The sequence below is a fragment of the Chryseolinea serpens genome, assembly GCF_900129725.1.
Lineage (GTDB): Bacteria > Bacteroidota > Bacteroidia > Cytophagales > Cyclobacteriaceae > Chryseolinea > Chryseolinea serpens.
Genome location: NZ_FQWQ01000001.1, coordinates 2,615,805 through 2,637,957, shown reverse-complemented (window position 1 = coordinate 2,637,957; position 22,153 = coordinate 2,615,805). Strand labels below are relative to the sequence as shown.

Here is a 22,153-nt window from a genome sequence, read left to right as displayed (position 1 = left end):
CAATACTAAACACAACCCCTGAAATGATTTTGCAGTGGCGATACCGTTGCGAAAAAATGCCCTATTCACCAAAGACTCGCCCGGAATGAGTTCCCAAAAAGAACGACGAAGAAGAGCAGGGAGAAGCCACAGACAAGTAGACGACCGGGAAGAAAGGCCGAAAACGATGAAGACCGTAGAGAAAGGAGGGCCCAGAATAAAGAAGACCGGAAAGAATGAAATGCCGAGAATAAGGAAGACCGAAAAGGGGGGTAAAAAAAATCACTCCTTTTGAGAGTGATTTTTCCATGTGCCGAAGGGGGGACTCGAACCCCCACAGCTTGCGCCACACGCCCCTGAAACGTGCGTGTCTACCAATTTCACCACTTCGGCAAGTGTCTTTCAAAATTCAGGGTTCTCCGGTCCGTCTCGACTAGAGTTTTGTTTTGGTGCCCAGGACTGGACTCGAACCAGCACACCGGTTAAGGCACTACCCCCTCAAAGTAGCGTGTCTACCAATTTCACCACCTGGGCATTTTCTTCGCCGTATGAGGTACGAAGGGCGACAAAAGTAAGAAGCTTTTCAGCATTAAGCAAAAAGGCTTTTAAATAAAACGGGCTATCCAGGCCCCCAGGGCCAGGGCCGAAAAACCGGCCACCAGGCTCACCGATGTGTACAGAAACGCGGTTCCGAGCATTTTTTGCTGGAACAGGCTGAAATTCTCCCAGGCAAAGGCCGAAAACGTGGTGAATCCGCCACAAAATCCAGCGCCCAGGAACAAGCGCCAGTTCTCGGTCATGCCGGTTTTGCGCACGGCAAGGACATAAAAAAGGCCTATTAAAAAAGAGCCCACCAGGTTCACCGTCAGGGTGCCATAAGGAAAAGCGGTGTTCATTTTCTCGTCTAAGCCTTTTACCGTGAGGTAGCGGGCCACGCTGCCGATGGAGCCGCCGATAGCGATTATTAGAATTTTGAAGAGGTTCATTGGGATACAGATATTAACCGGCGTTTCATTTTAAAATGAGCTATGTGGTCCAGAAGCTGCAGACCGCCTTTGTTCATCCTTGTAATTTTAACATTGCGCGTTAAAATTACAAGGATAAAAAACGGGAGGAATCATCTTTGAGCTTCACCATGAGACAGCATGCCATGCCGATGAAGTCGCCGCGTCAGGGTAGGCACTACGATTTATTTCGATGGCTTCAATTTTGCCATGTCAAAATAATCCCAAAATGTGTTTGAATAAACGTAGCCGTCGTTGAATCCAAATTTCAGACGGAATGCTGCTTTAGTGTTGCCTTTGTAGCGAGGTAATTTTGCAATGAGCATGTTTTTTGGATCGAGAATTAAATCTCTCGCTAGCACACCGCATAGGTCAAGCCCCTCCTTATCAAGCATTACCCAGCGGCCGTGGTCATCTTTCACTTCTTGCACCATTCGCCGAATCATGTTGTGCGTCCCTAAATAAAGGAGAGAATCGGAATGATTCGTGACGACAATTGGAAACGCGTTCTGATATTTTATAGAATCCACAATCCAGTTTCCACTTTCTTCATCAAGATGAGAAAAATGATGTGGTTCCAGCATATGGAACAATGTATCGACCTGTATACTGATGTTGTTAGGCGTGATCTTCGCCCAGTTGTGGGCGTTTTCATACTTTCCATATTGCCCTTTGCCAACGCGTGACGAAATCGGTTGACGTGGCAGAACGATCGTGTCGGTGGACTCACCCAAGTAATACACCATGAAGTCGGCGCAAGAATGAAATTCCATCAATTCACCGGCGACGACAATCGAATCGATCAGGGTTAGATTTTGATGGGATTGAATGTTGAGTTGCTCTATTTTTTGACGGCAGGAAACCAAGGTGGCCATCATCAGTAAAGACAGAACTACTCGGAAAGGAAGTGTGTTGAGTTTGGGGACGGCGGATGATGTCATGGTACTGTAATGATGCCGGCCTGAGAAAGACACGAAGAAATGTCTCCGTATGTTGTAACTAACTGATAATCAAGAGCCGAGGATGGGAATTGAACCCACGACCTGCTGATTACGAATCAGCTGCTCTACCCCTGAGCTACCTCGGCTTGTGTTGGGGGCAAAAATAATCGATGAAAGTTTACGGCCGACATCGAAACGCATTTCGTTCTGCGTAAATTACTAAATTGTCGCAATTATGCTCTCCAAGAAATGTAAATACGCCATTCACGCCCTCGTCCACATGGCCAAGGAGCCTGAAAAGAAGTTCCTGATCAAGGATATTTCGGAAGCCTGTAACATCCCCAAGAAGTTCCTGGAGGCGATCCTGCTGGAACTCAAGCGAGCGGGGGTGCTAGGGAGCAAACAGGGTAAGGGTGGCGGCTATTTCCTGCGCCAGGATCCAGCCACCGTGAACCTGGCCGAGGTGCTGCGGATGTTCGACGGGACCATCGCCCTGGTTTCTTGTGCCGCCCATAAATTTTACGAACCCTGCGCCGAGTGCGAGGACGAGGCAACCTGCAGCCTCCACCATGCCTTCCTCGAAATACGCATGGCCACCGTAGAGATGCTGAAGAACGAAACGCTGGAGGGACTGGCCAAGAAAGAGTTGAAAATGAAGGCCAAGAAAAAAGCCAAAGCCTGAACTTTCGTCGCTCGAAAAGCTTTGTTATAGTTTCTTTCCTAAACTCTATAAAATCAATAGATTTAGGCTGCTGAACGCAGTATTAACAAGTGCCTTAATTAACTAATTGTTTCACTAAAATAATTCCTGAACTATGTCAATCAGATTAGGCGACATCGCCCCCGATTTCACGGCCGAGACCACCGAGGGCAGCATTAAATTTCACGACTGGCTGGGCAACAGCTGGGGCGTTTTGTTTTCGCACCCTGCCGACTTCACCCCTGTGTGTACCACCGAATTGGGCGCCGTAGCCAAGCTGCGCTCGGAGTTCGACAAGCGCAATGTGAAAGTGATGGCCATCAGCGCCGACCCCCTGGATTCGCACAATCGCTGGATCGGCGATATCAACGAGACGCAAAAGACGGTGGTGAATTATCCCTTGATCGCCGACCCTGAATTCAAGATCGCGAACCTGTATGACATGGTCCACCCGGCCGTGACGGATAAATTTACCGTGCGTTCCGTATTCGTGATCGGTCCCGATAAAAAAGTAAAACTCACCATCACCTACCCGGCCTCCACCGGGCGGAATTTTGACGAGATCCTCCGGGTCATCGACAGCCTGCAGCTGACCGCCAATTATAGCGTGGCCACCCCCGCAAATTGGAAACAGGGCGAGGACGTGATCATCACCGCCGCTGTGAAAGACGAGGACATTGCCGCTAAATTCCCGAAAGGCCATACCCGTGTGAAGCCCTATTTGAGGACTACACCCCAACCGAATATTTAAGATCTTTCAATTGTGAGCCCTACGAGCCCTCCGGATACTTTCCGGGGGGCTTTGTCTTTTTACGGGGTTTTAGCCATCCCTGCATTAAATGACCAGCCAACAGCTGAATGGGGGCGTTGAACGTCAAAAATGACGATGTTCATAACCTTTCAGTCTTCGGTACGTATTTACACGCACGAAGAAATTTCAGATTCTTCAACATCCCAACGGCCGTAATGATGTTGCATCGATGCTCGTCCGGGGGTATCACAAAGGCCTCTCACTAAACCGATCGCTCCATTCGCGCGATAAAACGTTTGCATAACTCCGATTCACATGAAGGATGGAGTTGCACGTTTAAAATCATAAACACCACGGTGTTACAAAAATTGGAAAAGACCGATATATGCCTCCACCCCGGGGAATAGGAAAAAATAAAAGCATAGGGGTAAACGACAACAGAATTGTCATACATGAAAATTGAACGATTATGGAAAATAGGATCAATCTCACCCCATCCGTCAATGATTATCTGAGACGTTTTTATGTTGCCCAGAACAATCTTCACCAATTAATCAAAGAAGAGCGCCTGCAGAAACGTATCCAAAAAAGTAAGCGGCTGCTCCTGAAAGCTGAATGAACAAATCGAAAAGACTCTCTATCATCGGTGGCGGCATCGGAGGCCTCACCCTGGCCATTGCGCTCCGAAAAAAAGGCTACCCGGTAACGGTTTATGAAAATGCCCCCCAGCTCAAACCGCTTGGCGCAGGACTCGGCTTAGCGGCCAACGCCATCAAAGCGTTTCAGCAAATCGGCATCCGCGATGAGGTATTGAAAGCGGGAAGGGTGCTAAAAAAATTTATCATCAAAGACCAGCAAGGGCAGGTACTATCGACGGCCAATGCAGAGCGGATGAGTGCGAAGTTTGGTGCTCCCAATAATTTCACCATTCACCGCGCCGATCTTCACCAGGTGCTTTTGTCACAGCTTCCCGAAGGCGTGGTACAACAAGGCAAAGGGTGCTCTGATTTTGAGCAGACATCCAATGGTGTGCGGCTTCATTTTACGGATGGCACTTCCGTGGAAACAGATTATGTCGTGGCCTGCGATGGCATCCACTCCGTCTTTCGCAAGAAGTTGTTGCCGGGGAGCGCGCCGCGATATGCGGGCTATACGTGTTGGCGCGCTGTGATCGATAAGATTCCTCCGTCGTTGAATATGGAAGAGACTTCGGAGACGTGGGGACCGGGAAGTCGCTTTGGCATTGTGCCATTGTCGCGTCAGCGGATCTATTGGTTTGCTACGATCAACGCCCCGGCAAACGACCAGGAGAAGAAAGCCTTTGGAGTGGCCGAGCTCTCCAGACATTTTAGCGGATTTCATGCGGACGTTAAAAATGTGCTCGCGCAAACGGAGGATGCCCAACTGATCTGGAACGACATCATCGACCTGAAACCGTTGAAGCAATTTGCTTTTGGAAATATTTTGTTGATGGGCGACGCCGCGCATGCCACCACGCCCAACCTGGGCCAGGGAGCGTGTATGGCGATTGAAGATGCCGTGATCCTGGCAAATTGCCTGGCCGAAAACGCAGAACCCATTGTTGCGTTTCAACGCTTCGAAACCCGCCGTCTCCGTCGCACGCGTCACATCATCCGGGATTCGCGACGCCTGGGGCGGATCGCGCAATTGGAGAATCCATTTCTCATCAAGCTGCGCAACGCAGCGGTACGTCTCACGCCCGAGCGGGTCACGGAAAATCAGTTCAAGTTTATTTCGGAAGTTTCTTTTCAATAGTTCCTGCTCGTGGCAAAGGCCGCGATGCGAGAGACGTAAGGCTGTGCATGGGTATGCGCAGCCCTGAATGCATGAAGCAACCTTCGCCGCTTGCTGTGAAAATTCCGTTGCTTTGGATACTTTCGTTTTTATAACCCATACGTTCACTTCCATGCACTACCGTACCGCCACTGAAGAAGATGCACCCCGATTGTTGAGATTATACAAAGCCGTATCGCGCGTACGCGACGGCATTGCCCGTTTGGAACACGAAGTGACAGAGGAATATATCCACAAGATCCTGCACAACAGCATCACGCGCGGCCTGATGGTGGTAGCCGAACATCCGGACAATCCCGACGAGTTGGTGGCCGACATGCACGGCTACACGATGGGGCTGGAGATCTTCAAACATCTGATCACCGACGTGACGGTATGCGTTCATCCCGACTTTCAAGGGAGAAAGATCGGTCGCACGATCCTCACCATTTTCCTGGACGAAATTGTGCGCAATCGCCCCGAGATCGGGAAGGTGGAATTGATCGCCCGCGAAGGAAACCTCAGGGCGATCCATTTGTATCAATCCGTAGGCTTCCGCATTGAAGGCCGGTTAGAGATGCGCATCCGCATGGCCGATGGCACCTATGAAGCCGACATCCCCATGGGATGGCAAAACCCCTCCTTTGAATTCGACATGCCCTAGCCTGGTCATGGACAATTCATTCCCGGGTGAACCCGGTCGCAAAAAAGAAAAAATAAGATTTTCTGTTAGACGAGGTATTCGAACAGGTTTTCGTTCTGATTCACCAGCGTGTAGTTCAGCTTATGGCCGTCCATGCGGGCAATGAGTGCGTTGAAATCATCTTTTGATTTCACTTCAATGCCGATCAGTGCGGGACCGCTTTCCTTGTTGTTCTTCTGGATGAATTCAAACCGCACGATGTCGTCGTTGGGGCCAAGAATGTCGTTGACGAATTCTTTCAGGGCTCCGGGGCGCTGTGCGAAACGCACGATGAAATAGTACTTGAGGCCTTCGTAGAGCAGCGACCGTTCTTTGATCTCTTGCATCCGGTCGATGTCGTTGTTGCCGCCGCTGAGGACACAGACTACTTTTTTGCCTTTGATTTGAGCTGCGTATTGATCGAGGGCTGCGATGGACAATGCCCCGGCCGGTTCAGCCACGATGGCGTCTTCGTTGTAGAGTTGCAGGATGGTGGTGCTCACTTTGCCTTCGGGCACCAGCAGCAGGTCGGTGATCACGTCTTTGCAAAGCTCGAACGTGATGTCGCCCACTTTCTTCACGGCCGCACCGTCGACAAAGCGCTGGATTGTATCGAGCACGACGGGCTTGCCCGCTTCGAGGGCGGCTTTCATGGAGGGTGCTCCGAGGGGTTCTACACCCACCAGTTTGGTTTGGGGTGAGAAGAGTCTGAAGTATTGACCCACGCCGGCGCAAAGACCGCCGCCGCCAATGGGCACGAAGATGTAGTCGATGCCCGACAGGTCGTCGAGGATCTCTTTGCCTACGGTGCCTTGTCCTTCAATCACTTTCAGGTGATCGAATGGCGGGATGAAAACCATTTCGTTTTCTTCGGTGAAAGCCAGCGCATGGGCCTGGCATTCGTCGAACGTGTCGCCGATGAGGACGATCTCGATGTTGTTGCCGCCAAACATTCTCACTTGATTGATCTTTTGTTTGGGCGTGATGGCGGGCATGTAGATGACGGCCTTGATGTCGAGGTATTTGCAAGCGAAGGCCACACCTTGGGCGTGGTTGCCGGCGCTGGCACAGACGACGCCGCGTTTGCGCTGGTCGTCGCTCAGGCTTTGGATGAGGTTGTAGGCACCCCGCAGTTTATACGAACGCACCACCTGCAAGTCTTCGCGTTTAATGTAAATCTCAGCTTGAAATTTTTCGGAGAGTTTGCGATGGTATTGCAACGGCGTTTTCAGCGCTACGGCTTTGAGCGCGTAGGCGGCGGCGTTGATGTTGAGTTCGTATGCTTGTGAGGTGGGTTTCATAAGGGATAAAAATATTAACCGCGAAGGCATTCAAAAAGATCGCGTCTGTTTGCGCCTTCGCGGTTAAGGAAAATTAGTTGATCATGCTGGCTTCCACCGTGTTCTTCTCAGGTCTGAGTTGACGTACGGCGGCACCGGCTTGCCAGAGTTCGCTTTCGCGGAGTTCTTTCAGCTCTTCTGCCAGTTTCTCGCGGTAGTCGGGCTTGCTGCAGGTTTCGATGGTGCGTTTTGCTTCTGCGCCGGTGGCTACGCTCTTGTACAATTCCTGGAATACGGGAAGGGTAGCGGCCTTGAATTTCTTTTTCCAATCCAAAGCACCGCGTTGTGCCGTGGTGGAGCAGTTGGCATACATCCAGTCCATACCGTTCTCGGCGACGAGGGGCATGAGGCTTTGCGTGAGTTCTTCTACGGTTTCGTTGAAGGCTTCGGAAGGCGAGTGGCCATTGGCGCGCAACACTTCGTATTGTGCTTCGAAGATGCCGGCGATGGCACCCATCAACGTTCCGCGTTCGCCGCTGAGGTCGGAGTATACTTCTTTCTTGAAATCGGTTTCAAACAAATAGCCCGATCCCACGCCGATGCCCAACGCGATGGCTTTTTGTTTGGCTTGGCCGGTTGCATCCTGGAACACTGCGTAGCTGGAGTTGATGCCTTTGCCCTGGAGGAACAAACGGCGTACGGAAGTACCCGATCCTTTAGGAGCAGCCAACACCACGTCGATGTCCGCAGGAGGGATGATGCCGGTTTGTTCTTTGAAGGTGATGCCAAAGCCGTGCGAGAAATACAAAGTCTTGCCTTTGGTGAGGAAAGGTTTGATGGTGGGCCACAGGGCGATCTGTCCGGCATCGGAGAGCAGGAACTCGATAACGGTTCCGCGTTGTGCTGCTTCTTCGATCTCGAACAATGTTTTGCCGGGAACCCATCCGTGTTCAACCGCTTTGTCCCAGGTTTTGGAACCTTTGCGTTGGCCAACGATAACGTTGAAGCCGTTGTCGCGCAGGTTAAGGGCTTGCGCCGGGCCTTGCACACCGTAGCCTATAATGGCAATTGTCTCGTTCTTCAGTATGTCAAGTGCTTTTTCCATCGGGAATTCTTCACGGGTAACAACCTCTTCGATCGTTCCGCCAAAATTGATCTTTGCCATTTTGATTTATTGTTTAAGTTTTAATTTTTTACGTCTTCAGTTTTTTTGATGCGGGATCGCGTCCGCGTTATACAACTTGTTCGTTGTGCTTGGCGCTCAGTTCGCAATAGAGATCGCTGCCAGGATAGTAGATCGCATATTCCACTTCGATGAGCTTCTCCAGCTGATGCTTCACCTTCTCCATCATGTCGGGCGTGGTGAACAGCAGCAGCACGGCCACCCCCATGCGAAAGTCGCCTTCGACTTCATGGGCCACCAGTTTTTTGATTCTGATCCTGCGGCGATTCAGGATATTAACGATCCGGTTCAGAACCGAAAAGTTATTATCGGAATGTATTTCAAGGGTGAATTCCTGTTTCATAGTTATCGTGTTGGTCTCTAAAAGGGTGCGGGTGTGTATAGTCATAAAATTTAGATCTTAGGAGCTTCCAAAAGAACATCGGCCACGCCGGCGCCGGCGGGAACCATGGGGAACACGTTGTCTTCTTTGCCGACAACCACTTCCAGGAAAAAAGGCGTCTCCGCGGCGAGCATTTCTTTCAATGCGCCTTGAAGATCTTCGCGGGCCTCCACTTTGCGTGCGGGGATGCTATAGGCTTCGGCGAGTTTCACGAAGTCGGGGTTCTGCATCTCGGTGAACGAATAGCGCTTGCCGTGGAACAGTTGTTGCCATTGGCGCACCATGCCCAGGAAGTTATTGTTCAGCACAATGATCTTCACGGGGATTTTGTATTGCATGATGGTGCCTAATTCTTGCACCGTCATTTGATAGCCACCGTCGCCGATCACGGCCACAACCTGTTTTTCAGGTATGCCGAGTTTGGCACCCATGGCGGCCGGTAGGGCAAAGCCCATCGTACCGGCGCCGCCGGAGGTGACATTGGTGCGGGGAGCCTTGTATTGATAATAGCGCGAGGTCGTCATCTGGTGCTGGCCTACGTCGGTCACGACCACCGCTTCTCCTTTTGTGAAGTTGGACAGGTGATGGATGACTTCGGCCATGGTGAGCTTTTCACTGGTGGGGAAAAATTCCTTCTGCACCACCTTCTCATATTCTTCATCGTTCAGCTTCTTGAAGCTGGCGATCCAGTCGGCATGACGGTTTGCTTTGCACTTGGGCAGCAAGGCGGTCAGCGCTTCTTTGGCATCGGCGTGAACGGCCACATCGGCCTTGATGATCTTGTTGATCTCGGCCTTGTCGATCTCGATGTGAACGACCTTGGCTTGCTTGGCATATTTGCTCACGTTGCCCGTCACGCGGTCGTCGAACCGCATGCCCACGGCGATGAGCACATCGCATTCGTTCGTGTTCAGGTTGGGACCGTAGTTTCCGTGCATGCCCAGGAACCCGACATAGTTCGGATGATCCGTGGGGAAGGCGCCGAGGCCTAGCAACGTGCTGGCTACGGGAATGCCCGTCTTTTCCGAGAAGGCGATCAGTTCCTTTGTTGCTCCCGACAACAGGATGCCCTGGCCGGCGAGTATGTAGGGGCGTTTCGCGTTGTTGATCAATTCCGCGGCAGCGTCTACCTGCGCCGGTTGGAGCACGGGTGTCGGCTTATAGGTGCGGATGCTCTCGCACTTTTTGTATTCCGCTTCCTCGATCATTTCGTTCTGTGCGTTCTTGGTAATGTCGACCAGAACAGGTCCCGGACGTCCGGTGTTGGCGATATAGAAAGCACGCGCTACAGCGGGGGCGATATCTTTTGCTTCGGTTACCTGGATGTTCCATTTCGTTACCGGGATGGTGGTGTTCACCACGTCGGTTTCCTGGAAAGCATCGGTGCCCAACAGGTGAGCAAACACCTGGCCGGTGATGCAGACGAGGGGTGTGGAGTCGATGAGCGCATCGGCCAGACCGGTCACCAGGTTGGTGGCGCCGGGGCCGGAGGTGGCAAATACCACGCCCGCTTTTCCCGACACGCGGGCAAAGCCCTGGGCGGCGTGGATAGCACCTTGTTCGTGGCGCACGAGTATGTGTGTCAGCCGGTCGGCAAAGTGGTAGAGGGCATCGTATACCGGCATGATCGCTCCGCCGGGATAACCGAAGATGACGTCGGCGCCTTCTTCCACCAGGCTGCGAAGCAACACTTCGGAGCCGGTGATCTTTTGTTTGGGTTGGGTTTCTGCCCCAACGGCAAGTTTAGTCTTCGTCAGTAACGCATCCATCTGCAGCAGTTTTTACGTGTTTGGCATACTTCCATAAAATTCCATTCTTGGCGTTCAGCGGTGGAGTTTTCCAGGCCGCTCTGCGTTTGGACAAGGTCGCATCGTCAACCAGCAGGTTGATCGTGTGACCCTGTACATCTATTTCAATCAGATCATTGTCTTCCACGAGGGCGATCACACCGCCTTCATACGCTTCGGGGGTGATGTGCCCGATGAGGAGGCCGTGCGAGCCGCCGGAAAATCTTCCGTCGGTGATCAGGGCCACGCTCTTGCCCAGACCCACGCCCATGATGGCGGAAGTGGGCTTGAGCATTTCCGGCATGCCGGGTGCGCCTTTGGGGCCCACGTAGCGGATCACCACCACGTCGCCGGGTTTTACCTTACCACTCTGGATGCCATCCACCAAAGCAAACTCGCCGTTGAATACGCGGGCGGGTCCTTTGAAGCGATCGCCTTCTTTGCCGGTGATCTTGGCTACCGATCCTTTGGCTGCCAGGTTTCCGTAAAGGATCTGGAGGTGGCCGGTGGCCTTGATGGCTTTTTCAAAGGGCAAAATGATATCCTGTTTTGTGAAATCCAGGTCGGGTATGCTTTCCAGGTTTTCTTTTACCGTCTTTCCCGTCACGGTGATGCAATCGCCGTGGAGGTATCCGTTCTTCAGCAAATATTTCATCACGGCGGGAACGCCACCGATCTTGTGGAGGTCTTCCATCAAATATTTTCCGCTGGGCTTGAGGTCGGCGATGAGCGGTGTTTTGTCGCTGATGCGCTGAAAGTCTTCCTGCGTGATCGACACCCCGGCACACTTGGCCATGGCGATGAGGTGCAACACGGCGTTGGTGGATCCACCCAAAACCATGACTACGGTGATGGCGTTTTCAAAAGCCTTCTTGGTCATGATGTCGCGCGGCTTCAGGTCGCGCTCCAGCAGCAGGCGGATGGCCTTGGCGGCCTCGATGCACTCTGCCGATTTCTCTTTGCTGAGGGCGGGGTTCGACGCCGAGAACGGCAACGACATTCCCATCGCTTCGATGGCCGATGCCATGGTGTTGGCGGTGTACATGCCGCCACACGCTCCTGCACCGGGGCAAGAGTTTTGGATGATGCCCTTGAAATCTTCCGGGGTTATGGTACCCGCCATCTTCTGGCCCAAGGCTTCGAAAGCGGAGATGATGTTCAGTTGTTGTCCTTTCCAGTGGCCGCCGGCGATGGTGCCCCCATAGACCATGATGGAGGGACGGTTCAAACGGGCCATGGCCATCAATGCGCCCGGCATGTTTTTGTCGCAGCCCGGAACGGCGATGAGGCCGTCGTAGTACTGTGCGCCGCATACCGTTTCGATCGAGTCGGCAATCACTTCGCGGCTCACCAGCGAATAGCGCATACCTTCGGTGCCGTTGCTCATGCCATCGCTCACGCCGATGGTGTGGAAGATGAGGCCCACCAGGTCTCTGCTCCACACGGCGGTCTTCACTTCTTCGGCCAGCTTGTTGAGGTGCATGTTGCAGGTGTTGCCGTCATAGCCCGTGCTCACAATGCCCACCTGGGCCTTCTTCAAATCTTCTTCCGTCAATCCGATCCCATACAGCATGGCTTGCGCCGCGGGCAGTGTGGGATCTTGTGTGAGGGTCTTGCTATACTTATTCAGTTCCAAAATGTATCGGCGTTTAATCGTAAAAATCTTTTTAAAACGGGTCGAGTGAAGTTATCGGTGGGGACAACTTCACCTCCCCGAACATCTATCTGGTTGTAGTTAGATGATGACGTAGCTGAAGGACTTCTCCAACACTTGGCATTTGTAGGCCTCCTGCACGGTGGCGCCGAGGCTTTCATACCATTCTTTGCGGAACGGCTTGGCGTCGATGGATTCGATGCCGGCGATCTCCGCAGCGGTGCCGCAGAGGAAGGCGCTGTCGGCGCTTTCCAGTTCTTCGGGGCTGATATTTCTTTCCTTCACGGGGATGTCCAGTTCGCGGCAGATGTTGAGCACGGTTTGCCGTGTGATGCCGGGCAGGATGTGTCCCACGGGAGGGGTATACAATACGCCGTTCTTTTCCAGGAAGAAGTTTGCGCCGGGCGCTTCGGCCACGTTGCCGTTCATGTCGAGCATGAGGGCTTCGTCGTAGCCGCGTACTTTAGCTTCGCTGGTGGCGAGGATCGAGTTCACGTAGTGGCCGGTCACCTTGGCTTCCATTTTCAGGGAGTTGGGGTTCGGGCGCTGGTAGGAGGAAACACAAAGCTTGAGCAGCTTGTCGCCATGGTATTTATCCCATTCCCAGGCACACATCATCAGGAACACATCCTGGGGCTGGGTGAGGGTCATGTTGGGCCCGCAATACACGAGGGGGCGGATGTAGCTGTCGGAGAGGTTGTTTCTTTCGAGGAGTTGGTAAGCGATTTGAACCAGTTCTTCGGTTTCGTACTGAAAGGGGATGCCCACGAGCGCGCAGCTTTTGCGCAGGCGTTCGAAGTGCTCGAAGGCCTTAAAGATCTTGACGCCGTTCAATGACTGGTAAGCACGGATGCCCTCGAATGCACCGAAGCCGTAATGCAGCGTTTGGCTGTAGAGGTCGGTGTGAGCATCAACCGCTTTTATGAACTTACCATTCAAGAAAAGGATCGTGTCTTTCGTGTAATACATATAACAATTGTTAGTTTGTTTTAGCCTGTATAAAACAAAACCGCCCCGAGGCTATCGGGGCGGTTCGTGAGTTTTTAGTTCGTTATGCTATATCACCATCGCCCCTGCGGGTTTGACCACGATCACGACGATTAGGAGCAACAAAAACAGGGAAGCCATGGACCTGGAAAGGCTCATGCTGCGTTCTGATATTGTTGTTGAATTCGACATATAATTCTGTGCGAGTACAATGGTCACAAATTATCAACTAAGGTTCAAGTGATTTGCCGAAAATATTTGAAATTTCGTCAATAACGAATGTTAGCTACTCCGTACGGGTGTTAGTTAACCGCTGTTTTTTGCCTGTGGAAACCGTTGTTTTTTGAAGTACGGAAGAGGTGATTTTTTGTTGTTTTGAAGTGGCGTTGTGTTTGAAAAAGTTTCACTGAAAAGCGATTCTATGCCTCCCTGTTTTGAGGTGCTTTTGAACCTGTTTTCTATGAAAAAATCTGGCCTTCGCTATTTCTTTGCGCGGCGTGATAAATAAAAATGCCACAACAACATCGTCGCTACAGTTCGATACGGTTGCCAGTTCAGCGCAATCTCCAAAAGGGCCTCGCGGGAGGTATCGGCGGGTAATTTTTTTAATTGTTTTAACGCATTCACGGCGGCCAGATCTCCAATGGGAAATACATCCACGCGTTGCAAGACAAACATCAGGTAAACATCGATGGTCCAGTTGCCCACACCTTTCAGTTGACTTAACGTCGAGCGCACGTCATCGTTCGGGAGGTTTGCTATTGAAGATAAATCGATACTCCCCTTCAAAATTGCGTCGGCAAGATAGCGCACATACGCTGTTTTTTGACGACTGAAATAACACGCCTTTAATTCTTCGTCGCTTAATGTTAAAACTCCTTCGGGCGTTATCGTTTTTATTCGCTCACGCAACTTATTCAACGTCGCCAACGCCGAAGCCAACGAGACTTGTTGTTCCAGGATGATGTGTACCAGGCTTTCGAATGTATTGGGCCGGGTCCACATCGGCGGATAGCCATAGGTGGCAATGACCGATGTCAGGTCTTTGTCGTTTGTGGCCAGTGTGTCGCAGATGGTGTGAAAATTCTCGGAGGAAAACGTCGTCATGTGAGGGTGTCGATGAAGTCAATAAAACAAAAAATACGGGAGGGATGCCAGCCCGACGGGATTCACCAGAGCGTTGGATTTCTTCTGGAGTCCTCCAATTGCAATAAGATCGACTTGTTCTGAAGTCCACCACCAAATCCAACCAACTTGCCGGAGGCGCCGATCACCCGGTGGCAGGGCGCAATGATGGGGATCGGGTTTTTGTTTGCCGCGCCGCCAACCGCCCGTACGGCATCGGGGATGCCGATTTGTTTTGCGATCTGTCCGTATGTTCGGGTCTCGCCAAAGGGAATTGTCAGCATGGCGTGCCAGACCTTTTTTTGGAATTCTGTTCCGATGAAATCCAGTTCGAGGGTGAAGGTGGTCCTCTTTTTTTCGAAGTATTCCGTGAGTTGTTTTTCAGCTTCCAGGAGTATGGGATGATCGTTGCTTTCGATGCTGGTGGCGACCACGGGTGTGTGATCGGACTCACCATAATCCCAAAGTACGGCGGTCAGACCTCTGTCGCTGGCGATGAGTTTTAATTCACCCACGGGAGATCGCATCATTTTGTGAAAGTATACCATACTTTTTTATCCTCCCGGAAGAGGTTGTTTTACGCCTTTGGCGGATCTTGTTCTCGAGGCTTTTCGTGCTTTGCCTCCTCATTCGCCGCTTTTTTCTTTTCGTTCTCCTCGAATTTCTTCAGCGCTTCTTCCCACATATAATCTCCACACTCATCGTTTACGAACGGGAGATCATCCGGTGGTGTTTCATCTTTTTTTGGTTCTTGTGGCCTCATGATACGAAAGGTTAAATTCTAAACCGTCATCAGGGATTAAATGGTGAATAGTTGAGAAATTTCCAGTGAAAGGGGGTGGCGTCTGAAATATCGTTCATCGTGATCAGGTCGAATTCAACATGGTGTTGATCGCCATCGATAACCAGTTTTGCCAGGCCGGTTAATTGGAGAATTCTATTGCCTGTAAAATCAATAAACAATAACCCGCAGTGCGGGTTGACCTGTAGATTTCCGAGCGTGTTATACAAATTGTTGCCCGGGTAATCTGGCCATCGTATTTTTTTGCTGTTGACGATTTCAACAAACCCCGGCATGCCACCACGATGAGAACAGTCGGCACCTTGCCCAGGCGCATAGGTTGAAATGAAAAAGGTGTCGGCGCCGCTGATAATTTCAAGATGTTCGGGATTCAGGGACGAAATTCCCGGCGTGCTGTGGATGGCATGATCTTGCGATCGTATCGGCGTTCGCGATTGAATATACTTTGGGCAATTGAAATAGCTTTGCGCGATGTCGAGTTGAAACCCCGTTGGTGTTTTTTGGATTTTCCCATTTATCCGGAGACGCGCTCTGGCCTGTAGGTTTATGAACAACAAACCTACGTTGTCGTTTTCTTCGATATTGGCAAGGAAGGTTTTCTCTTCGTCTATGGAAAGTAAAATGTTCGTTGGCGTGCGGACTGTTACGAAACCCTTTGGACCCGTAAGGAGCGACGTCCAAACCTGCCCCTGACCATCGATGGACGTGGCTACGACAAATTCAAACGCAGGGAGGAAACGCATGGCGACGGGAGGTAATTTATCCGCGATCATTCCCCGAAGGGATTCTGCCGCCTCCGAGGCCCCAAGGGCGTGTTGGACCTGCAGTTCCCCGCTATGAAATACTTCGGTCATTTTTTTGGTTTTTACGAAAGGTCTATGAAAATCGTCAACAGGAAGACATGAAACAGAGGCTATTCGTTCCATCGCCAAAGCCTAAAAGAGATTCCATGGATAAAATGAACTTGTTAAAGGCGACATTGTCAGGGTCGCGACACGGCAATCGTTCGCGGCAACTTGAATGGACCGAAATAGTCCACTTAATCCCGAATACGAACAGGGCCGTAAACTCTAGATATGCCAAACGGCGCAGTTTAACATTTTTTGATTGGCATAGCGATTGAATTGAAAGCCCTGAAAATAACCCCCAAACCCATGCGACCAATTTTTATTGTTCTTCTGATCTTCCCGGTCCTCCAATCGGTATCTCAATCCACACCAAAAAACACCGCCCAATATTTAAACCAGGTGCCCCCGGACATGACACCCAAAATTTTTGCCCCGGATGTTGTTTCGCTCAAGGCCGACTACGAATTCGGGTCGGTGTTTTCGAATAGCGGGAATGAATTTTACTACGCCGTGAATGTAGGCCCCATTGCAGAGATTCGCTCCATCGTGCGCACAGGCGACACGTGGTCGAAGCCAAAAACAGTGATCACCAGCGACAAATACAGTCACAACGATCCCTTCCTGTCGCCCGATGATAAAAAACTCTATTTCATTTCCGACCGACCCTTGGATGGTCAAGGCGATAAGAAGGATTATGATATCTGGTATATTGAAAAAATGGGGAACGGTTGGTCCGCGCCAAAGAATGCAGGCCCGGCGATCAACTCGGATCAGAATGAATATTACGTTTCGTTGACGAAGTCCGGAACGATGTACTATGCTTCCAATGGCAAGGGTGGCGAAAATAATAACTTTGATATCTTTTCAGCCAAAGCGACCAAAGCGGGCTTTCAGGACGCGGTGAGGCAAAGCGACCGGGTCAATACGTTGGCTTACGAAGCGGATGTCTTCGTCGCGCCCGATGAATCGTATCTGATCTTCTGTGCGGACAGACCCGGTGGATATGGCAGCGGCGATCTGTACGTCAGTTTCAAAAACACAGATGGCAGTTGGACCGAAGCCAAGAATATGGGAGGCGCACTAAACACCGGAGGGAACGAGTTGTGTCCTTTTGTGACCAAGGATAGCAAGTATTTGTTTTATACGCGGAGCAAAGATATTTATTGGGTCGACGCTAAAGTGATAGAGCAACTAAGATAGGATGTTGAAACTAAATCGATTCCTGCAACTAAAAAGGCCCTGGATATCAGGGCCTTTTTAGTTGATGTCAACGGAAACGCTGGTGCTGGGAGGAATTGGATCTATTCGGACCGTAAACTGTTCACCGGATTGGCAAGCGCCGCTTTGATCGACTGGAAACTTACGGTCAACAGCGTGATCAGCAGTGCGCCCACACTGGCGATGGCAAAGACTTGCCACGATATGGTGATCCTGTAGTAGTATTGGGCTAACCAGTTATTCATAAAGTAGAATGACACCGGCGATGCCACAACGCAAGAGATGATGACCAATGCCACAAAATCTTTTGACAGCAACGTCCACAACTCCGACACCGAAGCGCCCAACACTTTGCGGATGCCGATTTCTTTGGTGCGCTGTTCGGCAACGAAGGATGCCAGTCCTAAAAGGCCCAGACAGCTGATGAAGATGGCGAGCGCGGCAAAGACAAAGGCCAACTGACCAATGCGTTTCTCGGCGTCAAATTTTTTCCCAAATTCCTGGTCAGCGAATGTGTATTCAAAGGCATTGGCCGGATCATATTTTTTAAATATAGGTTCGATCTTCGCGATGGCCTCTTTGGCACTGACAAGCGGATTTATTTTGATCGTGACGATATTGTAGTGGATGAAAGAAAGTCGGTTTGATTTCAAAAAGAAAAGCATCGGCCTGACCGGCTCATACGGCGATCGCGTCACCATATTTTTGACCACGCCCAGAATTTTCCATTCGCCATTGTTACTCCACTTGATCACCTGGCCCACCGGATTTTCAAACCCCAGGTAATCCGCAGTGGCTTCGTTCACAATGAACCCGGATGAATCACTGGCAAAGTCTTTTGAAAGATCTCTTCCATTTTTTATTTGCCACCCGATGGTCTTCCCGAAATCGTGCGTAATGCCGACCGTGACAAACTCTTCCGACACGTCCGGGTTCTTTCCTTGCCATTCGAAGCCGCTGTTGGTGGTGTAGGTAGAGGTTACGGAGCTTTCCGATGCGGCTATTTCCTCCACCGCCCCGGTTTGCAACAGCTCGTTGCGCAAGACGTCAAAGCGTTTCATGATCTCATCCGTTTTGATGGGGACAGAAACGCAGCCGTTGATCGAGTACCCGATCGGTCGGTTTTGAGCATATTGGATCTGGCGGAAGATGATGAGCGTGCCAATGACGAGCGTGACCGACACGGTGAACTGCACGACCACCAGGACCTTACGGGGTACCGTTGAAAAACGACCAGCGCTAAAGGTGCCCTTCAAAACCTTGATCGGCTGAAAGGCGGACAGATACAGCGCCGGATAACTTCCTGCAATCAATCCCGTGACCACAGCAAAGGTGCCACACGCCATCCAAAACCAGGGAGCGCCCCAGAGGATGCTGATGCGTTTGCCAGACACCTCATTGAACCAGGGGAGGGCAAGTTGGACCACCAGCAACGAAAGGGCAAAGGCGATCATGGCGACCAATAGCGATTCCGTGAAGAACTGGTTGATCAACTGCGCGCGAACCGAGCCGATGGTTTTCCGGATGCCCACTTCTTTTGCCCGTTTTTCAGATCGCGCCGTACTCAGGTTCATGAAATTGATACAGGCCAGAAACAAAACAAAGCCACCGATGATCCCCATCATCCAAACGGATTGAATAGCGCCGCCAACCGATACGCCATCCTTAAATTCGGAATGCAAACGCCATTGGTTCATGGGGTGAAGAAAAAGTTCGGGTTTATATTTTTTGCTGTCGGTCGCCATCACTCTTTTCATTTTGGCATCCTTGATCTTTGCCGACACATCCTTCATGTCGGCCCCCTCAGCAACTTGTACAAGGCACTGAAACCAACTGTTACCCCATCCCACCTGTTGTTGCTCCAGGTCTCCGGCAATCAATGCCCACGGCAGGATGACGTGCAAATCGGAAAAGGAGGAGTTGTCGGGCAGGTCTTCGTAGACGCCGGCTACTTTTACGTCGTACCGGTTATCGACCTGGAGGGTCTTCTCGATGGGATCGTCGTCACCGAAAAGCGCTTTTGCCGTGGATTGGGAAAGTAAGATCGTATTCAAGTCCTTCGGCCCCGGCGACGTTCCACTCAACATTTTCAGCGTCAGCATTTCGGCCAGGCCGGGTTCCATGAAGCTGCCGGATTTTGTCACGTTCTTTTCGTTGTAGGAGAGCTTATGGCCTCCCGGGAAAGTGCCGACAATCACATGGTCGAAATTGTTGCCGTACGTGGTCCGCAGTTCAGGCCCCAGTTGCATAGCCTCGTTAAACCAGGTCTCCACCCGTCCATCAAAGGTCTGGTTCTGGATCACGCGGGCGATGCGATCGTAGTGGGTAAAATTTGTGTCATACGACAACTCATCAAAGACCCAAAGACCGATGAGGATGGCGACGGCCATCCCCGTGGTGAGGCCGCCAATGTTGATGAGAGAATAACCTTTATTTTTTAAAAGGGTTCTCCAGCCGATCTTGAAATAACTTTTGAACATAGCGTAGTGGTTTGCGGGTTGTGTGTCGTTTGCCGGGCGGATAATGCTTGGTCTGAGCAGCAGGAGCACATCGATGATGAACCGGACATCGGCCGTTCTTTTTCCTCCCGTTTTTATTCGTTCGTCATATAATTCCAGCAGGTCTCCTTCAATGTATTTTTTTAACGCAGGGTGGCAGAACCATCGAAAGAAACGATGAAACAGCTTTGGCGGCGCCGGGGGTTGTGTTTTCATACTGGAAGGCCTGACCCTTGGTTCATGATTTCATGTGACGTGCTGAAAATAAATTCCTATTCGTAGTATTAATAATTATGCCAAATGGAAAAAGTGGCTTATTGGGGGAATTTGAGTGGGGGATGGTTGAGGAGTTGTTCGCATTCGAACAAATTTGCTCGGAGGGGAGCAGGGTTCAGGAGGCAGAATCCAGGAGCCAGGAGTCAGGGGCGATATCCCTGTAGCAAATATCTAATGCGTGGGTCCAGGTTATAGCCTTGGGTTTTTGGGGAGGTGTTTTGGGTTTAAATATTTTTTCCTCGGAAGGATGGGTGGGAGTTGCTTTGTTACATTTGCGGGGAACTCATCGGTTGTTGTGCTGGTGTGTGATTTGAGAATCGTGTGATAAATAATCTCTTTGGAAAAATTCTATGTTGATAAAGAAACTTGCTGCGCCGCTGATTAATGAGAAGATCCTCAGTCAGGCGGAACATGTGTACGTGGCTACGGCGGGGATTTCGGAGCCTGCTTTTGATTTTGTGGTTGGGAGGCTGTCCGTAAAATGCAAGGTAGAGCTGGTGACGGGGTTGGATGTGCTGACGTCGCCGAATGTGCTGCGGCGCATCTGGGCGCAGTTCCCCGATCGGGTGGCGGCGCGGATCTATGGACGGAATTTCTTTCATCCGAACGTGTATATTTTCGATATGCCCTATCGTAAGGCGATTGCCTTTGTGGGCTCGGGGAGTTTCACGTTGGAGGGTCTGAAAGATCATGAGGAGGTGTTTTATAAGATCACCGATCCCAAAGAGATCGAAAATCTGAAATCGTGGTTTATCGGCTACTATGAATTTGCTGAGCCGCTGACGGAAAGGATCATCCAGGAATATGAATGGGCATACCCCGCCATGAAGCAACGCGACATCGTTTCGCGCCAGGAGAAGAAACAATTTATGGAGCTGGCCAGTCACGCGTTTCAGTGGGACAGCATTCGTTTCAAATTGCAATATTTTAAAAAGGAAGACTATCTCGTCTTTGCCAGCGATAAAGCCTCGGTCCAAACCGACGAAATGCAGGCCGAACGCCTTGTTGTTTCCAACAAGCTTCTGCACTTGCACGAACTCATCAAAAATCATGTGGCCGGATTAAAGCTCCAGGTCGAAACGGAGCCAAAACAGATCAGCAGTCTCGATCCTCATCAGCATCCCGAAGGCAGGCTGCGCTCCCAATGGTTTGCCTATGGCGATGGCAACGATCACGAGCTTTTGCAACTGCAGGTCATCCTGCGTCAGAAGGATGTTGGCGTGTGGCTGGTGTCGTCGCCATTGAAGCAAGGTGTTGAGGCTCGGCGACATTTTCGCGATCAAATGAAGGACGCGACTTACCGGGGAAATTTTTTCAAACTACTATCCGCGCTCGGTGCCGGATATTGGATGGAGGTCGCTGGCGATGTAAGACCCCTTGAAACATTCCCCAACGAGGATGCGCTTTGGGAATTTACAAAGGGCGACGACGGGCGATACTTCACATTTAAGATCGGGAAGAATTATTCGCCAGGCGATCCGGACATCAGCACAGAAAATATTGCGCCCACGGTGATGAAGCAATTCGATAAGCTTGTTTTGTTGTACCGGCAGATGGATGATCCACTGGGCTGATGAGTGAAACGTATTATTGAAGGGGCAACACCCTGTACCGAATCTCAAACTGTTTCAAAAAATTTTCGACGTATCGCCACTCCGATTTCCAAATGTTGAACGTGTATTCGTCATCACCTTCATCCGCCCCGTCGAGGTCGGCGGTTTCCTCGCTGGTGTATCTTTGCAGGTGCTCCAGGTTAGCGCGTCGCAGTCCCTTCTTCGGCACCGCCACGGGAGTGTAATAATCACGGTCTTCGCCGGAAATGAACGTGTCTAAATTCGAAGTCAGTCTCACCCATTCCAGCAGAACACCTTGTTCATCACCCGACAAAGCACCATATATCTCGCGCAGGTTTTTTGCTGCGCGGATCAACTTGTGCCCGGCGCCTGGCGTGGTCACGGCGTCGACAAAATTGATTTTTCGAGTTCTTATTTCGTCTGTCATGGGCTAGCAATGTTTGAAGATCTGGCGACGGTGCTCATTTATTTACGCTTAAAAGAGGTTGAGACTCGTCAAGCATAAAGTTGAGGACAAACGGGCGGCGAGGCGTTATAACAGAACAAAAAAAAGTTACATACTTTACAGATTGTCATCGCTTGTAAATTCGCATCGAGCCAGTACTTTTCACAATCGTGCCCCTCGTAAACGAATGCCTTTCAATAGAGATGCCGGCCAGGCGTGGGCACGTCTGCCGAGAAGTGCCTG

21 protein-coding genes and 3 tRNA genes are annotated in these 22,153 nt (G+C 51.0%); 7 read left to right on the top strand and 17 right to left on the bottom strand.

What is annotated here, in order from left to right:
- Nucleotides 1-290: 290 nt before the first annotated feature.
- The 5 genes from BUB30_RS10520 to BUB30_RS10500 all read right to left on the bottom strand — a co-directional run bounded on the left by BUB30_RS10520 (nucleotide 291) and on the right by BUB30_RS10500 (nucleotide 2,070).
- Nucleotides 291-372, bottom strand: a tRNA-Leu gene (locus BUB30_RS10520).
- A 54-nt stretch (nucleotides 373-426) separates the two neighbouring features.
- Nucleotides 427-513: transfer RNA gene (locus BUB30_RS10515), tRNA-Leu, on the bottom strand.
- Between the two features lie 71 nt (nucleotides 514-584).
- Complete coding sequence (crcB, locus tag BUB30_RS10510; RefSeq protein WP_073133423.1) at nucleotides 585-965, bottom strand: fluoride efflux transporter CrcB; 381 nt, start codon at nucleotides 963-965, stop codon at nucleotides 585-587.
- Between the two features lie 203 nt (nucleotides 966-1,168).
- Nucleotides 1,169-1,924 (bottom strand): hypothetical protein, encoded by a 756-nt coding sequence (locus BUB30_RS10505; RefSeq protein WP_143164850.1) that lies wholly within the window; start codon nucleotides 1,922-1,924, stop codon nucleotides 1,169-1,171.
- 74 nt (nucleotides 1,925-1,998) lie between these two features.
- Nucleotides 1,999-2,070 (bottom strand) — tRNA-Thr (locus BUB30_RS10500).
- Between the two features lie 89 nt (nucleotides 2,071-2,159).
- Between BUB30_RS10500 and BUB30_RS10495 the strand changes: the two genes are divergently transcribed.
- The 5 genes from BUB30_RS10495 (at nucleotide 2,160) to BUB30_RS10480 (ending at nucleotide 5,833) form a co-directional block, all read left to right on the top strand.
- A complete protein-coding gene (locus BUB30_RS10495) occupies nucleotides 2,160-2,606 on the top strand; it encodes an RrF2 family transcriptional regulator (protein ID WP_073133419.1) in 447 nt (148 codons plus the stop codon).
- 133 nt (nucleotides 2,607-2,739) lie between these two features.
- Entirely contained in the window at nucleotides 2,740-3,375 is a 636-nt protein-coding gene (locus tag BUB30_RS10490) for a peroxiredoxin (RefSeq protein ID WP_073133417.1), read from the top strand.
- Nucleotides 3,376-3,844: 469 nt separating this feature from the next.
- Nucleotides 3,845-3,994 carry a hypothetical protein gene (locus BUB30_RS35120; protein WP_178377072.1) on the top strand — a complete coding sequence of 50 codons (150 nt, stop codon included), beginning with the start codon at nucleotides 3,845-3,847 and terminating at the stop codon, nucleotides 3,992-3,994.
- Nucleotides 3,991-5,151, top strand: coding sequence for an FAD-dependent monooxygenase (locus tag BUB30_RS10485; protein WP_073133415.1), 1,161 nt, complete (start codon nucleotides 3,991-3,993; stop codon nucleotides 5,149-5,151). Before BUB30_RS35120 ends, BUB30_RS10485 begins: the two co-directional genes overlap by 4 nt.
- 151 nt (nucleotides 5,152-5,302) lie before the next feature.
- Entirely contained in the window at nucleotides 5,303-5,833 is a 531-nt protein-coding gene (locus BUB30_RS10480; RefSeq protein WP_073133413.1) for a GNAT family N-acetyltransferase, read from the top strand.
- Nucleotides 5,834-5,898: 65 nt separating this feature from the next.
- On the opposite strand, the gene ilvA is transcribed toward BUB30_RS10480, so the two are convergent.
- The 10 genes from ilvA to BUB30_RS10430 all read right to left on the bottom strand — a co-directional run bounded on the left by ilvA (nucleotide 5,899) and on the right by BUB30_RS10430 (nucleotide 15,905).
- Nucleotides 5,899-7,152 carry a threonine ammonia-lyase IlvA gene (gene ilvA, locus BUB30_RS10475; protein WP_073133411.1) on the bottom strand — a complete coding sequence of 418 codons (1,254 nt, stop codon included), beginning with the start codon at nucleotides 7,150-7,152 and terminating at the stop codon, nucleotides 5,899-5,901.
- Nucleotides 7,153-7,225: 73 nt separating this feature from the next.
- Entirely contained in the window at nucleotides 7,226-8,296 is a 1,071-nt protein-coding gene (ilvC, locus tag BUB30_RS10470; RefSeq protein ID WP_073133409.1) for a ketol-acid reductoisomerase, read from the bottom strand.
- A gap of 67 nt (nucleotides 8,297-8,363) precedes the next feature.
- On the bottom strand, nucleotides 8,364-8,657 hold the full coding sequence (locus BUB30_RS10465) for an ACT domain-containing protein (protein ID WP_073133408.1): 294 nt from the start codon (nucleotides 8,655-8,657) through the stop codon (nucleotides 8,364-8,366).
- A 50-nt stretch (nucleotides 8,658-8,707) separates the two neighbouring features.
- Nucleotides 8,708-10,465 carry a biosynthetic-type acetolactate synthase large subunit gene (ilvB, locus tag BUB30_RS10460; RefSeq protein ID WP_073133405.1) on the bottom strand — a complete coding sequence of 586 codons (1,758 nt, stop codon included), beginning with the start codon at nucleotides 10,463-10,465 and terminating at the stop codon, nucleotides 8,708-8,710.
- Nucleotides 10,440-12,122 carry a dihydroxy-acid dehydratase gene (gene ilvD, locus BUB30_RS10455; RefSeq protein WP_221408714.1) on the bottom strand — a complete coding sequence of 561 codons (1,683 nt, stop codon included), beginning with the start codon at nucleotides 12,120-12,122 and terminating at the stop codon, nucleotides 10,440-10,442. The genes ilvB and ilvD overlap by 26 nt, the downstream gene beginning before the upstream one ends.
- 96 nt (nucleotides 12,123-12,218) lie before the next feature.
- Nucleotides 12,219-13,106 carry a branched-chain amino acid transaminase gene (locus tag BUB30_RS10450; RefSeq protein WP_073133401.1) on the bottom strand — a complete coding sequence of 296 codons (888 nt, stop codon included), beginning with the start codon at nucleotides 13,104-13,106 and terminating at the stop codon, nucleotides 12,219-12,221.
- Nucleotides 13,107-13,604: 498 nt separating this feature from the next.
- The gene (locus tag BUB30_RS10445) at nucleotides 13,605-14,231 is read right to left on the bottom strand and encodes a DNA-3-methyladenine glycosylase family protein (RefSeq protein ID WP_073133400.1); all 627 of its coding nucleotides are present in this window, start codon (nucleotides 14,229-14,231) and stop codon (nucleotides 13,605-13,607) included.
- A gap of 62 nt (nucleotides 14,232-14,293) precedes the next feature.
- Complete coding sequence (locus tag BUB30_RS10440; protein ID WP_245804061.1) at nucleotides 14,294-14,779, bottom strand: methylated-DNA--[protein]-cysteine S-methyltransferase; 486 nt, start codon at nucleotides 14,777-14,779, stop codon at nucleotides 14,294-14,296.
- Between the two features lie 47 nt (nucleotides 14,780-14,826).
- Nucleotides 14,827-15,012, bottom strand: coding sequence for a hypothetical protein (locus tag BUB30_RS10435; protein WP_073133397.1), 186 nt, complete (start codon nucleotides 15,010-15,012; stop codon nucleotides 14,827-14,829).
- Nucleotides 15,013-15,041: 29 nt separating this feature from the next.
- On the bottom strand, nucleotides 15,042-15,905 hold the full coding sequence (locus BUB30_RS10430) for a pyridoxamine 5'-phosphate oxidase family protein (RefSeq protein WP_073133395.1): 864 nt from the start codon (nucleotides 15,903-15,905) through the stop codon (nucleotides 15,042-15,044).
- Nucleotides 15,906-16,310: 405 nt separating this feature from the next.
- Here BUB30_RS10430 and BUB30_RS10425 point away from each other — a divergent pair, with 405 nt between their 5' ends.
- Entirely contained in the window at nucleotides 16,311-17,099 is a 789-nt protein-coding gene (locus BUB30_RS10425; protein WP_245804060.1) for a TolB-like translocation protein, read from the top strand.
- A gap of 101 nt (nucleotides 17,100-17,200) precedes the next feature.
- On the opposite strand, the gene BUB30_RS10420 is transcribed toward BUB30_RS10425, so the two are convergent.
- Nucleotides 17,201-19,831 carry an ABC transporter permease gene (locus BUB30_RS10420; protein WP_221408691.1) on the bottom strand — a complete coding sequence of 877 codons (2,631 nt, stop codon included), beginning with the start codon at nucleotides 19,829-19,831 and terminating at the stop codon, nucleotides 17,201-17,203.
- A gap of 410 nt (nucleotides 19,832-20,241) precedes the next feature.
- Between BUB30_RS10420 and BUB30_RS10415 the strand changes: the two genes are divergently transcribed.
- On the top strand, nucleotides 20,242-21,465 hold the full coding sequence (locus tag BUB30_RS10415) for a phospholipase D-like domain-containing protein (RefSeq protein WP_073133393.1): 1,224 nt from the start codon (nucleotides 20,242-20,244) through the stop codon (nucleotides 21,463-21,465).
- A gap of 13 nt (nucleotides 21,466-21,478) precedes the next feature.
- Here BUB30_RS10415 and BUB30_RS10410 read toward each other — a convergent pair whose 3' ends face one another.
- On the bottom strand, nucleotides 21,479-21,892 hold the full coding sequence (locus BUB30_RS10410; RefSeq protein WP_073133391.1) for a hypothetical protein: 414 nt from the start codon (nucleotides 21,890-21,892) through the stop codon (nucleotides 21,479-21,481).
- Between the last annotated feature and the right edge of the window lie 261 nt (nucleotides 21,893-22,153).